At 72.1% G+C, this 14,234-nt stretch carries 12 protein-coding genes and 1 rRNA gene; 1 reads left to right on the top strand and 12 read right to left on the bottom strand.

Annotation, left to right across the window (positions count from 1 at the left end; all coding sequences use genetic code 11):
- Positions 1–3: 3 nt before the first annotated feature.
- From AC3X7R_RS12210 to AC3X7R_RS12160, 11 genes are read right to left on the bottom strand one after another with little or no spacing between them, the layout of a single operon-like run.
- Positions 4–2,616, bottom strand: a complete 2,613-nt coding sequence (locus AC3X7R_RS12210; RefSeq protein ID WP_489965939.1) for a DEAD/DEAH box helicase — start codon at positions 2,614–2,616, stop codon at positions 4–6.
- Between the two features lie 25 nt (positions 2,617–2,641).
- Positions 2,642–3,580: a site-specific tyrosine recombinase XerD gene (gene xerD, locus AC3X7R_RS12205; protein ID WP_489965938.1), complete on the bottom strand. Its 939-nt coding sequence runs from the start codon at positions 3,578–3,580 to the stop codon at positions 2,642–2,644.
- The gene (locus AC3X7R_RS12200) at positions 3,567–4,178 is read right to left on the bottom strand and encodes an NUDIX domain-containing protein (RefSeq protein ID WP_489965937.1); all 612 of its coding nucleotides are present in this window, start codon (positions 4,176–4,178) and stop codon (positions 3,567–3,569) included. Before AC3X7R_RS12200 ends, xerD begins: the two co-directional genes overlap by 14 nt.
- Entirely contained in the window at positions 4,175–5,851 is a 1,677-nt protein-coding gene (pyrG, locus tag AC3X7R_RS12195; RefSeq protein ID WP_489965936.1) for a CTP synthase, read from the bottom strand. The genes AC3X7R_RS12200 and pyrG overlap by 4 nt, the downstream gene beginning before the upstream one ends.
- An 11-nt stretch (positions 5,852–5,862) precedes the next feature.
- On the bottom strand, positions 5,863–6,768 hold the full coding sequence (locus tag AC3X7R_RS12190) for a copper transporter (protein WP_489965935.1): 906 nt from the start codon (positions 6,766–6,768) through the stop codon (positions 5,863–5,865).
- Complete coding sequence (steA, locus tag AC3X7R_RS12185) at positions 6,765–7,952, bottom strand: putative cytokinetic ring protein SteA (RefSeq protein ID WP_489965934.1); 1,188 nt, start codon at positions 7,950–7,952, stop codon at positions 6,765–6,767. Before steA ends, AC3X7R_RS12190 begins: the two co-directional genes overlap by 4 nt.
- Before the next feature lie 52 nt (positions 7,953–8,004).
- Positions 8,005–9,780, bottom strand: coding sequence for a DNA repair protein RecN (recN, locus tag AC3X7R_RS12180; RefSeq protein WP_489965933.1), 1,776 nt, complete (start codon positions 9,778–9,780; stop codon positions 8,005–8,007).
- The gene (locus AC3X7R_RS12175) at positions 9,773–10,750 is read right to left on the bottom strand and encodes an NAD kinase (RefSeq protein WP_489965932.1); all 978 of its coding nucleotides are present in this window, start codon (positions 10,748–10,750) and stop codon (positions 9,773–9,775) included. The genes recN and AC3X7R_RS12175 overlap by 8 nt, the downstream gene beginning before the upstream one ends.
- Before the next feature lie 2 nt (positions 10,751–10,752).
- A complete protein-coding gene (locus AC3X7R_RS12170) occupies positions 10,753–11,586 on the bottom strand; it encodes a TlyA family RNA methyltransferase (protein ID WP_489965931.1) in 834 nt (277 codons plus the stop codon).
- A 6-nt stretch (positions 11,587–11,592) separates the two neighbouring features.
- Complete coding sequence (locus AC3X7R_RS12165) at positions 11,593–11,826, bottom strand: hypothetical protein (protein ID WP_489965930.1); 234 nt, start codon at positions 11,824–11,826, stop codon at positions 11,593–11,595.
- A gap of 10 nt (positions 11,827–11,836) precedes the next feature.
- Complete coding sequence (locus tag AC3X7R_RS12160; RefSeq protein WP_489965929.1) at positions 11,837–12,859, bottom strand: HAD-IIA family hydrolase; 1,023 nt, start codon at positions 12,857–12,859, stop codon at positions 11,837–11,839.
- A 56-nt stretch (positions 12,860–12,915) separates the two neighbouring features.
- Between AC3X7R_RS12160 and AC3X7R_RS12155 the strand changes: the two genes are divergently transcribed.
- Positions 12,916–14,055: a DUF1015 family protein gene (locus AC3X7R_RS12155; RefSeq protein WP_489965928.1), complete on the top strand. Its 1,140-nt coding sequence runs from the start codon at positions 12,916–12,918 to the stop codon at positions 14,053–14,055.
- Between the two features lie 105 nt (positions 14,056–14,160).
- Here the strand turns inward: AC3X7R_RS12155 and rrf are convergent.
- Positions 14,161–14,234: ribosomal RNA gene (rrf, locus tag AC3X7R_RS12150) — 5S ribosomal RNA — on the bottom strand; the annotation flags it as partial.

Genomic DNA, 14,234 nt, shown 5'->3' with positions numbered 1-14,234 from the left:
ATCTCACCCGTCCACCCTCCGCATCGCGGCGGTCTGGAGCACCAGCTCACCGAGCTCGTCTGTCGCGTCACAGTCGAGGACGGCCTCCACGACCCAGTCGCGGTGCCCCTCGGGATCCGCCAGGGTCTGGACCACCCGGCGGATGCGGACCGGCTCGTCGTCCTTCGAGCCGACCGGCTCCCCGGTCTCCTCCTCGCCGATCGTCAGGTACGACGGGCCACGTGCCTCGGCGTCCGTGCCGACCGTGTCGTGCTCGGCGTAGTAGGCCTCCAGCGCCTCGTCCCAGGCGGAGCGGGTCATCACCACCTCGCGCGGCGGGTCGGTCCGGTCCGCCGCCTGGCGCTCGCTGCGCACCAGCGCGTCCAGGTCGTCTCGCGCGACGCCCTGGACCTTGGCGAACATCGCGTTGCGGACCATCACCCGCATGGCACGGTCCTGCTGGGAGAGCGGCCGCGGGTTGTGGGGCGGCTCGTGGTGCGCGACCTCGCTGGGCACGTGCGCGGGGTCGCTCAGCGCCTCCCACTCGTCGAGGAGGGAGGAGTCGGTCTGCCGCACCGTCTCCCCCAGCCACTCGGTGAGGTCCTCCAGCTCGGGGGTGCGGTGCGCCTCGGGGACGGTCTGTCGCAGCGCCCGGTAGGCGTCGGTGAGGTAGCGCAGCACCAGCCCCTCGGACCGGGCCAGCTGGTAGCGGGAGACGAAGTCGGTGAAGCCCATCCCCTGCTCGTACATCTCCCGCAGCACCGACTTGGGGCTGAGCCCGTCCTCGGGGAGCCACGGGTGGCTCTGCCGGTAGAGCTCGTAGGTGACCTCCAGCAGCTCCGCGAGCGGCTGCGGCCAGGTGATCTGCTCGAGGCGCTCCATCCGCTCGTCGTACTCGAGCCCGTCCGCCTTCATCTCGGCGATCGCCTCGCCGCGCGCGACGTGCTGCTGAGCCATCAGCACCTGGCGCGGCGCCTCCAGGACGGCCTCGACCACCGAGACCACGTCGAGGGTGTAGGTCGGCGCCTCCGGGTCGAGCACGTCGAAGGCGGCGAGCGCGAAGTGCGACAGCGGCTGGTTGAGCGCGAAGTCGAGGGGCAGGTCGACGGTCAACACGTAGCGGCGCCCGTGCTCGTCGGGCTCGTCGAGCCGGGTGAGCACGCCGGTGCGCAGCAGGCTCCGCGCGAGCCGCAGGGCCCGGCGGGCCAGCCGCAGCTGGCCGCGCCTGTCCTCGTGGTTGTCCTCCACCAGGTGGCGCATCACCGGGAAGGCGTCCTCCTCGCGCGCGACCACGTTGAGGAGCATCGCGTTGTCGACCTTCATCCGCGAGACCAACGGCTCCGGCGTCGAGGCGACCAGCTTCTCGAAGGTCTGCTCGGTCCAGACCACCGAGCCCTCGGGGGGCTTCCTCAGCTGCGCCTTGCTGCGCCGCTTGGCCTGCTTCTCCGCGCTCATCGCGGCGTTCTTGGCCTCGGCCTTGGCCTTGGCCCGCTCGTTCTCGATGACGTGCTCGGGCGCCTGGACGACGACGTACCCCTGGGTGTCGAACCCGGCGCGACCCGCCCGCCCGGCGATCTGGAGGAACTCGCGGCTGCGCAGGATCCGCTGGCGGCGGCCGTCGAACTTGGCCAGCCCGGTGAAGAGCACGGTGCGGATCGGCACGTTGATGCCGACGCCCAGGGTGTCGGTGCCGCAGATCACCCGGAGCAGGCCGGCCTGGGCGAGCTGCTCCACGAGCCTGCGGTACTTCGGCAGCATCCCCGCGTGGTGGACGCCGATCCCCTGCCGGAGCAGCTGGGAGAGGGTCTTGCCGAAGCCGGCGCTGAACCGGAACGGCGCCAGCCGCTCGCGCAGCTCCTCGGCCCGGTCGGTGCGACCGAGCTGCTTGAGGACGTTGGTGGCGTGCTCCACCGCGGCGGCCTGGGTGAAGTGGACGACGTAGACCGGGGCCTGATGGGTGGCGACGAGCTCCTGGAGCGTCTCGTCGAGGGGCGTGAGCGACCAGCTGAAGTCGAGCGGCACCGGCCGCTGGGCGTCGTCGACGACCACCGTCTCACGGCCGTTGCGGCGCGTCAGGTCCTCCGCGATCGCGGTCATCTCTCCCAGGGTCGCCGACATGAGGAGGAACTGCGCCTGCGGGAGCTCCAGCAGCGGCACCTGCCAGGCCCACCCTCGTTCGTGGTCGCCGTAGTAGTGGAACTCGTCCATCACCACCAGGCCCACGTCGGCGCGCGACCCCTCGCGCAGCGCGATGTTGGCCAGCACCTCGGCGGTGCAGCAGATGACCGGGGCGTCCGCGTTGACGGCTGCGTCGCCGGTGAGCATCCCCACGTTCTCGGCACCCAGCACGTCGCAGAGGGCGAAGAACTTCTCGCTGACCAGGGCCTTGATCGGAGCGGTGTAGAAGGAGACCCGGTCCTGAGCCAGCGCGGAGACGTGGGCGGCCAGGGCGACCAGTGACTTCCCGGACCCCGTGGGGGTGGCCAGCACCACGTTGCTGCCGGCGAGCAGCTCCATCACCGCCTCGTCCTGGTGGGGGTAGAGCGCGGTCCCCTGCTTCTCGGCCCAGGTGGTGAAGGCGTCGTAGAGCGCGTCCGTCCCCTCGGCGCGCTCCCACCAGGCGCCCGTCCCCGTCATGCCGCGCCCCTCATGCCCGCGCCCCTCATGCCCGGGCCCGCGGATGGGCAGTCGCGAAGACCTCGCGCAGGCTCTCCACCGTGACGAGGGTGTAGACCTGCGTGGTGGTCACCGAGGCGTGGCCGAGCAGCTCCTGCACCACCCGGATATCGGCACCGCCGTCGAGGAGGTGGGTGGCGAAGGAGTGCCGGAGCGTGTGGGGTGAGACGTCCTTGGTGACGCCGGCCCGGTCAGCGGCCTTGACCAGCACCGCCCAGGCGCTCTGCCGGGAGAGGCGCCCACCGCGGGAGTTCAGGAAGAGCGCGCCGCCGTTGCGCGCCGCGCCGCTGCCCTCGGCGAGGGCGGGACGGCCACCGGTCAGGTACGCCGAGACGGCCTCGAGGGCGTACGACCCGACGGGCACCAGTCGCTCCTTGGAGCCCTTGCCGCGGAGCAGCACGGTGCGGTCCACGGTGTCGATGTCGTCCACGTCGAGCCCCACCGCCTCGGAGATCCGGGCGCCGGTGCCGTAGAGCACCTCCAGCAGCGCGCGGTCCCGCAGGGCCAGCGGCGTCCCGGGCGAGCCGGCGGCCTCCAGGATCGCCTCGACGTCAGGGAGTGGCAGGGCCTTGGGCAGCCGCTTCGTCGGCGTGGGCGGTCGCACCGCGGAGGCCGGGTCGTGGGCGGCCAGACCGTCGCGGAGAGCGAACTTGTGGAACCCGCGGACCGCGACCACCGTGCGCGCGGCCGACGTCGCGCTCAGCGGAGGGTGCTCCTGGTCCCCCTCGCGGAGCCGGACGAGGAACGAGGAGACGGTGCCCTCCTCCACGGCGTCGAGCGTCTCGATCCCCTGCTCGGCGAGGAACTCGGCGTAGCGGCGCAGGTCGCGCCGGTAGGAGGCGAGCGTGTTGGCCGCCAGGCCCCGCTCGACTCCCAGGTGGTCCAGGTAGGTGCGGACAGCACGCGTGACGTCAGGCGCCGACATCGCGGCCTTGCTCGAGGAACCGACCCCGCTGGACCTGGTAGGCGAGGACGGCCTGCACGATCGGGCCCTGCCTGACCCGGCCGTCGAGGACGGCGGCGAGGAGATCGTCGAAGGGGACCCAGAAGGCCTCCATCTCCGCCTCCTCGTGACGGAGCTCGAAGTCGCCCCGGGGCGCGTGGGAGAGCCCACGGGCGAGGTAGATCTCGTGGACCTCGTCGGTGAGCCCCGCCGACGGGTAGGTGCTGAGCAGCAGCGTCCAGTCCGAGGCGGCCAGCTCGGCCTCCTCGCGGAGCTCCCGCTTGGCCGTCTCCACCGGGGGCTCGTCCCCGGCGTCCCGCAGGCCGGCGGGGATCTCGATGAACTCGTGGCGTGAGGTGTGCCGGTACTGCCGGAGGCAGAAGACCCGCTCGTCGTCGTCCACGGCGAGCACCATCACCGCCCCCGGGTGCTCCACCGCGAGCCGCGAGAAGCGCTCGTCGGGATGGCCGGGACGGGTGACCACGTCCTCGCGGACCACCACGACCCAGTCGTCGCGGTGGATCTCCCGGCTGGAGAGGACGGGCCACTCCAGGGGCCGGTCCGCGAGGTCGTCGCTCACGAGCCCTGCCGCTCCTCTTCCTCCATCGGGATGAGGAGCTCCTTCTGCCGTACCAGCGCCGCACCGACCAGCCCGGCGAAGAGCGGGTGCGGCCTGGTCGGGCGCGACTTGAGCTCAGGGTGTGCCTGAGTGGCGACGTAGTAGGGATGCACCTCACGCGGCAGCTCGACGAACTCGACGAGCCCGAGGTCGGGGTTGGTCCCGGAGATCACCAGACCCGCCTTCTCGAGCCGGTCGCGGTAGGCGTTGTTCACCTCGTAGCGGTGCCGGTGCCTCTCCTCGACCCGGCTCTCGCCGTAGGCCGCCTGGACGAGGGAGTCGCGAACCAGGTCGGCGGGGTAGGAGCCGAGCCGCATGGTCCCTCCCAGGTCACCCGCGCCCTCGACGATGGACTTCTGCTCCTCCATGGTGGCGATGACCGGCTCCGGGCACTCCGGGTCGAACTCGGTGGAGCCCGCCTCGCTCAGCCCGGCCTCGTTGCGGGCGTACTCGATCACCATGCACTGCAGGCCCAGGCAGAGTCCCAGGGTCGGGATCCGGTGGGTGCGCGCGTAGGTCAGGGCGCCGAGCTTTCCCTCGATGCCCCGGATCCCGAATCCGCCCGGGACGCAGACGGCGTCCACGTCGGAGAGATGGCGAGCCGCCCCGGCCGGGGTCGAGCACTCGTCGCTGGCGACCCAGCGCAGGTTCACCTTCGCCTCGTGGGCGAACCCGCCGGCGCGGAGCGCCTCGGCGACCGAGAGGTAGGCGTCGGGGAGGTCGACGTACTTGCCGACCAGCGCGATGGTGACCTCCTCCTTCGGGTGGTGGACGCGGCGCAGGAGGTCGTCCCAGAGCGCCCAGTCGACGTCGCGGAAGGGGAGGTCGAGCCGGCGCACCAGGTAGGCGTCGAGGCCCTCGCGGTGGAGCACCTTGGGGATGTCGTAGATCGACGGGGCGTCGGCGCAGGTGATGACGGCCTCGTCCTCGACGTCGCACATCAGGGCGATCTTGCGCTTGATGCCGCTGGGCAGGTCCCGGTCGGCGCGACACACGATGGCGTCGGGCTGGATGCCGATGGAGCGCAGTGCGGCCACCGAGTGCTGGGTGGGCTTGGTCTTGAGCTCCCCCGACGGGCCGATGAAGGGCACCAGGGAGACGTGGATGAAGAAGCAGTTGCTCCGCCCGATCTCGTGGCGCACCTGACGGGCCGCCTCGAGGAACGGCAGCGACTCGATGTCTCCGACGGTCCCGCCGATCTCGGTGATCACCAGGTCGACGTCGGGACCGCCCATCGCGAGGATGCGGTCCTTGATCTCGTTGGTGATGTGCGGGATGACCTGGACCGTGTCGCCCAGGTAGTCGCCGCGGCGCTCCTTGGCGATGACGCTGGAGTAGACCTGCCCGGTGGTGACGTTGGCGATCTGCGACAGGTCGGTGTCCAGGAACCGCTCGTAGTGGCCGATGTCGAGATCGGTCTCGGCGCCGTCCTGGGTGACGAAGACCTCGCCGTGCTGGAAGGGGTTCATCGTGCCGGGATCCACGTTGAGATAGGGATCCAGCTTCTGCATGGTGACCCGTAGGCCCCGCGACTTCAGCAGGCTACCGAGGCTCGAAGCCGTCAGTCCCTTTCCCAAGGAGGAGACGACGCCCCCGGTGACGAATACGTGCTTGGTGGGGGTCGGGTTCTTCACGGGGTTCCATGCTACCCGAGAGGGATGGCTCCATCGGCACCCGACGCACCGAATGCGCCGCCGTTGGTGGCAAGACCGCGGATCAGACCCATCGTCGTGGCCACCTGACCGGTCGCTGTGCCGACCCCGTCGACGGTGGTGAGACCCGCCACGTCGCCGTCCGCGCGCAGCCGTGCGAGCTGGGAACCGTCTGACCCGTCCTCGGCGGCCACCACGACGCCCACGGCGGAGGTCGCCAGGCCGTTGAGCAGGGCGGCCAGCAGCGCGTCCCCACCCTCACCGTCGACCTCGTCGCCCAGCACCACCAGCACCAGCGGCGCGCGGCGCTCCCGCGCGGGCGCCTCGGGGATCAGCCCGGCGCCCAGCAGGCTGTCGAGGACGGCCCCGGACTGGCCGTTGATGGTCTCGCCGGCGGCGTCGGCGGCGTCGGCGGACGCAAGGGTGAGGCCCACCAGGCGTCCCATGCGGTCGTACGTCGTGGCCTCGGCCGACACCGCGCTCGCCGGCAGCTGGGCAGCGAGCTGGGTCCCGAGGGTGTCGACCAGCGACTTCTCCGTCGGGTTGAGCAAGGACTCCGACAGCGGCTGGACGACGCTGACGACTCCCCCGGCCAGTGCCACCTGCTCGGTGAGCGCGGTGGTCACCCGCTCGTCCGCGCCCGGCATCGTCACCACCGCCACCTGGTGGGAGGTGAGCCGGTCGGCGTAGAGCGGAGCGGCGGCTGCCGTGGCGAACTGGTCGCCCGCGTCGGCCCTCCGTGCGTCCTCGGCGGCGACGGTGCGCAGCTCTGCGACGTCCGTCCCGTCCTCGCCACCCCGGCCGACCTCGCTGAGGGGACCACCCCCCAGCACGACGCCGACCGCGAGGGCGAGGAAGACGGAGACGAGGGTGACGATGTGGGTACGGAAGGAGATCACGAGAGCTTTCCCTGCAGGTAGTCGACGAGCTCGATGGTCTGGTTGCTCACTGCGTCGCCCCACTCCTGACCGACGGGGGTGGTCCCCACCGCGGCAGCGAGTGCCAGGAGGCCGGCGATCACCACGCCGGTCAGGTGGCGGGGGCGCACCCTGCCCGAGTAGAGCGTGGGCACCGCGGTGGCGTCCACGAGCCGGGGGCCGACCTTGAGCCGAGTGAGGAACGTGCTGGCGATGCCGGACCGCTGCCGGTCCAGGAAGTCGGCCAGGGTGGCGTGCATCCCGACGCCGACGATGACTGAGGCGTGGCCGGCGTCGGCGAGCACCAGGGCGGCGTCCTCGGCCGTGGCGGTGGACTCGAAGCGCAGCGGCATGAGCCCGAGCTTGGAGAACCGGTCCGTCACCGAGGCCGCGGCACCGCGGTCGACCCGGACGACGACGTCGGTGGCCGCACGCAGCGCCTTGACCGACGGCCCCTCGTCGCGGGCGTCGGAGAGGACGACCACGTCGGGGCGCAGGCCCTGGGCGACGATCGCCTCGACCCCGGCGTCCACGCCGATCAGCACGGGGCGCTGGTCCTTGACGAAGCCGCGGACCAGACGCAGCTCCGCCTCGTGGTCCTCCCCCGGGGCCACGACGACCACCGGGCGGTCGGCGAACCGGGTGACGAGCCGCGGCACTCCCTGCCCGTGCAGGAGGAGGTCCTGCTCGCGGCGGAGGAACTCGCTGCTGTTGTGGGTGAAGCTGTCGAGCTGGTGGGCGAGGCCCTGACGGGCGTCGTCGAGCTGGCCGGCGATGAGCTCCTGGTCCAGGCAGCGACCGGTGAGGACGGCGTCGTCCTCGACCCGGATCTCCCCGTCGACGACGCGGATGGTCGCTCCGTCCTTCACCCGGGCGAAGAGCTCCGGACCGAGCAGGTCGACCATCGGCACCCCGGCGGCGGCGAGGACGCTGGGCCCCAGGTTGGGAAAGCGCCCGGAGATCATGGCGGAGGCGTTGAGCACCGCCACCACCCCCGCGTCCACCAGCGCCTGGGCGGTGGCTCGGTCGAGGTCGACCTGGTCGAGGACGGCGACGTCACCGGCGTTGAGTCGACCCAGCAGCCCCCGGGTACGCCGGTCGGCTCGGGCGGTGCCCTCCACTCCCGGGAGGGTGGGGGCGGGACGGTTCCTGGTCGCGAACTTCATGGCGTGACCATGCTGTCAGGCCCGGTGGGGCCAGACGGGGACCGCGCCCTGCTCAGCGCGTCGTGGAGCGCGCGGCCTCCAGCAGCTCGCGGGCATGGGCCAGTGCGGTGTCGGAGTCCTCGACGCCGGCGAGCATGCGGGAGAGCTCGCGCTCCCTCTCCTCCGCGCTCAGCGACGTCAGGCCCGAGGTGGTCACCGAGCCGTCGCTGGCCTTGGCGACCACGATGTGCCGGTCGGCGAAGGCGGCGACCTGGGGCAGGTGGGTCACGACCAGCACCTGGGAGTCGCGGGCCAGCCGGGCCAGCCGGCGGCCGATCTCGATCGCGGCCTTCCCACCGACCCCGGCGTCCACCTCGTCGAAGACGAAGGTCGGCACCTGGGTGGTGCCCGCCAGCGCCACCTCGACCGCGAGCATGACCCGGGAGAGCTCACCCCCCGACGCCCCCTTGTCGAGCGGACGCGGGGTCATCCCGGCGTTGGCCGCCAGGAGGAGCTCGACGTCGTCGATCCCGGACGCGGTGAAGCGGACCCGCCGGCCGCCCACGTCGAGGGGGGCACCGGGAGGCAGGACGCCGGGCTCCTCCTCGGCGTCCTGGAGCCGGTCGGTGGCGACCTCCTGCTGGGAGACGACGACCTCAAGGGTGGCGTGCGGCATCGCCAGCAGGGTCAGCTCGTCGGTGACCTCACGCCCCAGGCGGACGGCCGCCTCCTGACGAGCCTGCGACAGCTCGCCGGCGGCCGCGGCGAGCCGGCTCCTCAGCCCGGCCCGCTCGTCGCGCAGCGCCGTGATCGTGTCGTCGGTGTCCTCCAGGTCCACCAGGCGCAGCGCGGCCCGGCCCGACCAGTCGAGGACCTCGTCGATCGTCTCGCCGTACTTGCGGGTGAGCGCGACCAGCGCCGCGCGCCGCTCGCTCACCGCAGCGAGCCGCAACGGATCGGTCTCCAGCCTGCTGGCGTAGGACGCGACGTCGGCAGCCAGGTCGGAGAGCAGGTAGGTCAGCTCGCCGAGGCGGTCGGCGAGCTGGCCCGCCTCGGGGTCGTGCTCGCGCACCCCGTCGAGGGCGGAGCGAGCGGCGGCGGCGGTCCCCAGCGCGTCGGGTGCGTCCTGGTCGCTGGAGAGGGCCTCGCGGGCCACCTCGGCCGCCGTGCGCAGGGTGTCGGCGAAGCCGAGCCGTGACTCCTCGGCCGCCAGGGCGGCGTCCTCACCGGGCTCGGGTGAGACTGCCTCGATCTCCTGCAGGGCGAAGCGCAGCTGATCGGCCTCACGGGCGCGTTCACGGGCCGTGGAGACCACCTCGTGCAGCCGCGCCTCGACCTCCGCCAGCCGACCGTGCAGGGCCTGGTAGCGGGTCAGGAGCTCCGCGACCCGCTCTCCCCCGAACCTGTCGAGCGCGAGGCGCTGGGCAGCGGGCCGCAGCAGGCGGTGCTGGTCGGACTGGCCGTGGACCGCCACGAGTGGCTCGGCGATGCCGGCGAGCTTGGAGGCGGGTACTCCGGCGCCCCCGACCCAGGCTCGCGACCTCCCCTCGGCGGAGATGTTGCGCGCCAGCACGACCCGCCCGTCCTCCACCTCCCCGCCGGCGTCGAGGACCTCGGCGGTGAACGTGTCGAGCTGCCGGGCGTCGACGACCCCCTCGACCCGCGCGGTGTCCGAGCCCTTGCGGACGGCGCCGGTGTCAGCACGCCCGCCGAGGAGCAGCCCCAGGGCCGTCACGACCATCGTCTTGCCGGCGCCCGTCTCTCCGGTGATCACCGTCAGTCCGGGACCGAGCTCCAGGGTCGAGGACTCGATCACTCCCAGGGAGCGGATCCGGATCTCCTCAAGCATGTGACCCGCTCCCCTGCTCCGCCTCGGCGGCCTGGGGTCGGCGTCGTTCGGCGGCTCCGCGCCACCCCTCGACGGAGAGCCCGAACTTCGCCACGAGGCGATCGGTGAAGGGGGCCTCGTGCAGCCGGACCAGCCGGACCGGCTGCGCCCCTCTGCGCACCTCGATCCGGGCGCCGGGGGCGAGGTCGACGGTCCGTCGCCCGTCGCACCACAGCACGCCGGCCCCTTCGGTCCCGGCCAACACCTCGACGGCGAGCACCGACGTGGGGGCGACCACCATGGGGCGGGCGAAGAGGGCGTGGGCGCTGATCGGGACCATCAGCAGCGCCTCGACACCGGGCCAGACGACAGGGCCGCCGGCGCTGAAGTTGTAGGCGGTGGACCCGGTGGGCGTGGCGCAGACCACCCCGTCACACCCCCACCGGGAGAGCGGGCGGCCGTCGATCTCGACGACCACCTCCAGCATCCTCTCGCGGGCGGCCTTCTCGACGCTCGCCTCGTTGAGGGCGAAGGTGCTGGCGACGAGCTCCTTGTCCTGCAGGATGCTCACCTCGAGGGTGAGCCGCTCCTCCAGGGTGTAGCGGCCGTGCACGACCGCCTCGATCGTCGACTCGACGTCGTCCACCTCGGCCTCGGCCAGGAAGCCCACGTGTCCGAGGTTGACACCCAGCAGGGGCGTGCCGCTGCTGTGGGTGAGCTCGACGGCGCGCAGGAGCGTGCCGTCGCCTCCGACGACCAGGGCGAGCTCGCAGTCGTCGCCGGGCCGGTCCTCCACGCCCACCACCTCGATGGCGGGGTCGAGGAAGGTGCGGTCGATCCCGAGGTCGTCCGCCTCGTCGGTCAGCAGACGCACCACGATGTCGTGTCCGGTCAGGGCGTCGACGAAGGCTCGGGCCACCTTCCGGGCCTCCTCCCGGCCGGTGTGGGCCAGCAGCAGGACGCGGCGCACGGGAGCCTGGGAGTCAGTCACGGTCACACCTTCTCATCCGGCGGCGACGATGAGCTCGCGCGCTCGACCTCGGACCTGATGGCGTCCTCGTCGATGGACGGCGGGCCCTGGCGCAGCAGCAGGAAGAACTCAACGTTCCCGGAGGGACCGGGCAAGGGGCTGGTGCAGACGGCCACCGCCCCCCACCCGCGCTGAGCCGCTGCGTCGGCGACCTTCTGGACGGCCTCGGCGCGAAGCGCGGGGTCTCGCACCACGCCGCCCTTCCCGACACGATCCTTGCCCACCTCGAACTGAGGCTTGACCATCAGCACCAGCGCGCCGGAGGGCGCCGTGACCGAGAGCAGGGCGTCGAGGACCAGCACGAGGGAGATGAAGGAGAGGTCTCCCACCACCAGGTCGACGGGCTCGCCGACCAGCTCCGGCGTGAGGTCCCGGATGTTGGTGCGGTCGTGGATCACCACGCGGTCGTCCTGCCTCAGCCGCCACACCAGCTGTCCGTAGCCGACGTCGACCGCGAGGACCTTACGCGCACCCGCGCGCAGGAGCACGTCGGTGAAGCCACCGGTCGAGGCACCTGCGTCCAGGCAGCGCCGTCCCGCCACGTCGAGACCATGAGCCGCGAAGGCGTCGAGCGCCCCGGCGAGCTTGTGCCCGCCCCGGGAGGCGAACTCAGGTTTGCTGGCGTCCTCGATCACTACCAGTGCCACGTCGGTGGTGACGCCGGTGGCGGGCTTGGTCGCCACCACCCCGGCGACCTTCACCCGGCGTTCGGCGACGAGAGCGCTCGCGTGCTCGCGCGACCTGGCGAGGCCGCGGCGTACGAGCTCCTGGTCGAGCCTCAGACGGCGTGGTGCCACGGGCCCTCAGCTCGTCGGGCCGGCAGCGGGCTCGTCGGTGGCGTTCAGGGCCCGTCTCAGCTGCTCGTGGGCCCGCTCGAAGACGGCGACCTGCTCACCCACCGGCAGGTCGTTGACCGACTCCACCTCCTCGAGGACGGCGTCGACGGCGGGGACGCCGACACGCTCGGTGGCTGCGGGACGGACGAGCTCCTCGCTCCCCTCGCCGGAGCCGGGCACGTCAGGGCGGTGGTGATCCATGCAGGTGAGGCTACCCGTGACCGCCGACGTCATCCCCGGGCGGACGCAGTCCGGTGGTGTCGACCACCTGCCCGCAGTCGTCCAGGTAGGCCCAGCCGGCGGTCGCGACCGCACGCCACCAGTCCGGCGCGGCGCCGGAGCCGGTGACGACCAGCCGTCCCGCCTCGGTCCGCGCCGTCCAGCCCCCGCAGGCATGGCCACCCGACGCGTCAGCCACCGGCACCGGGTGGACCTCGAAGAGCCCCGCCAAGGTCGGGGAGAGGTACGCCGGACGCTGATCCTCCGGCGCGCCGACGACCTCGTGGAGACCGCTGACGCCGGTGAGGACGAGCAGGGAGTCCAGGTCCAGCGTCGTGGCCCCGAGGATGTCGGTGTCGAGCCGGTCCCCCACCATCAGCGGGGACGTGCCCCCCATCCGTCGCACGGTCTCCTCCAACAGCGGCGACGCCGGCTTGCCGGCCACCACGGGCCACGTGCCGGCGAACTCCGAGATGGTGCGCACCAGCACGCCGTGCCCCGGCGCCTTCCCGTACGGGGTGGGAATCGTCATGTCGGTGTTGCTCGCCACCCAGGGGAGGCCCTCCCGCACCGCCACGGCTGCCCGCATCACGTCGCGCCAGAGCACGTCGGGGCCGTACCCGGTGGCCAGCGCGACCACCGACTCGTCGTAGGCACCCGCGGGCACGAGACCGGCGGCCTTCAGCGCCTCCTGCAGCCCCTGACCACCCAGCACCAGCACCCGGGCGCCGGGGCCGAACCGCTCTCGCAGCACCGAGGCCGCAGCTTGAGCCGAGGTCACCACGTCGTCGGCGGCGGCGGAGATCCCCATGCGTGTCAGGCGCTCAGCGACGGCTTCCGGGGGACGAGAGGCATTGTTGGTGATGAAGGCGGCCGGGACACCCGCCTCCCGCAGTCGCCGCAGCTGGTCACCGACTCCCGGCACGGCATCGTCCCCGATGTAGACCACACCATCGAGGTCCAGCATGATCAGGTCGTGCCGTTCGCTCAGGGGCGCCTGGGACTCGCGCAGCATGGCTCCTGGGGTGTCCTTCCTGTGGGTCCCAGGGCTCGGCCCCTAGGATTGTGACGATGACGGCTGAAGGGGTGGCACCGGGGTTCGAGGTACCACTCTCGCCGCGCCGCCCCGCTCGCCTGCACCCATTTCGTGCCCTGCGACTCGCGCCCGACCGGGTCACGGACCTCGGCACCCTGCGGCCGATGTCACGACCCTATCGGCAGGCGGCGCGACGTCTGGCCCACTGGGAGGAGACTGGCCGCATCACCCGGGAGGACGAGCGGGCCCTCCACCTCCACGAGTACACCACGATGGGCGTCACTGTGCGGGGTCTCGTGGGCGCACTCGATCTCTCGACCAGGGCGTCCGAGCCCTCAGAGCGTGCCGTGCTGCCCCATGAGGCCATCCACCCTGAGCAGGCCGACGAGCTGGCACGACGCATGGCCGAGCTGAGTCTCAACCCGGCCCCGATTCTTCTGGTCCACCGCGGTGGGCCGTCGAGTCGGAGAGTCCTCGAGGCAGTCATGTCGGCTCCACCCGACCACGACTTCCTCGACCATGCCGGCCAGCACCACCGCCAATGGCGGATCACCGAGCCGGCCCATCAGGCGCAGCTGGCCCAGGCACTCGCCGACAATCCGTTGCTCATCGCCGACGGACACCACAGGTACGCCGCGTACCTCCGCCTGCAGGAGCTGCACCCCGGCACCGCATGGGACCGCGGCCTCGCCATGGTCGTCGACCAGGACGACACCCCCCTCCACCTCGGAGCCATCCACCGGGTGATCCGAGGGGTCGCGCTCGATGAGCTCGTCGAAGCCGTCACAGCGACCGGCGGCCGGGCCGAGCCGGCGAGCCGCGACGTGGCCGTCGGGGCGCTCTCCCCCGCTGTCTGGGTGATCACGGACGGCGACCGCTGGCTGACGGTGCACCCGTCCTACGGGGACGAGACCGCGGTGGAACATCTCCACCACACGCTGCTTCCCCAGCTCCGTCGCAGCCACTGGGTGGCGGTCTCCTACCGGCACACGATGGAGGAGGCCGAGACGGAGAGCGCGAGGCCCGGCGCCGTGGCGGTCCTGTTGCCCGCGCCGACGTTCACCGAGGTGGAGCGCGCCTCCCTCGAGGGGCGCCTCCTGCCTGAGAAGGCCACGTCATTCCAACCCAAGCCGAGTCTCGGTGTCTACATGCGGGCCGTGCGCGCGGACGCGTGACACATCCCGCCACACGATCAATCGGCCTACCAAGACACCATCTACTAGCGTGCCCCGAAATGACGAAGAGGGACCGCCCTAAGGCGGTCCCTCTTCTCAAATTATGTCCGGCGGCGTCCTACTCTCCCACAACCTCTCGGTTGCAGTACCATCGGCGCTGAAAGGCTTAACTTCCGGGT

This window comes from Nocardioides sp. Z22_16 (assembly GCF_058134365.1).
This window is presented reverse-complemented; position numbering and strand designations above follow the sequence as displayed.

Bases quoted from the DNA above. Each gene is read 5' to 3' on its own strand.
- AC3X7R_RS12210 (WP_489965939.1), bottom strand. From the start codon at position 2,616: ATGACGGGGACGGGCGCCTGGTGGGAGCGCGCCGAGGGGACGGACGCG.
- xerD (WP_489965938.1), bottom strand. From the start codon at position 3,580: ATGTCGGCGCCTGACGTCACGCGTGCTGTCCGCACCTACCTGGACCAC.
- steA (WP_489965934.1), bottom strand. From the start codon at position 7,952: ATGAAGTTCGCGACCAGGAACCGTCCCGCCCCCACCCTCCCGGGAGTG.
- recN (WP_489965933.1), bottom strand. From the start codon at position 9,780: ATGCTTGAGGAGATCCGGATCCGCTCCCTGGGAGTGATCGAGTCCTCG.
- AC3X7R_RS12165 (WP_489965930.1), bottom strand. From the start codon at position 11,826: ATGGATCACCACCGCCCTGACGTGCCCGGCTCCGGCGAGGGGAGCGAG.
- AC3X7R_RS12160 (WP_489965929.1), bottom strand. From the start codon at position 12,859: ATGCTGCGCGAGTCCCAGGCGCCCCTGAGCGAACGGCACGACCTGATC.
- AC3X7R_RS12155 (WP_489965928.1), top strand. From the start codon at position 12,916: ATGACGGCTGAAGGGGTGGCACCGGGGTTCGAGGTACCACTCTCGCCG.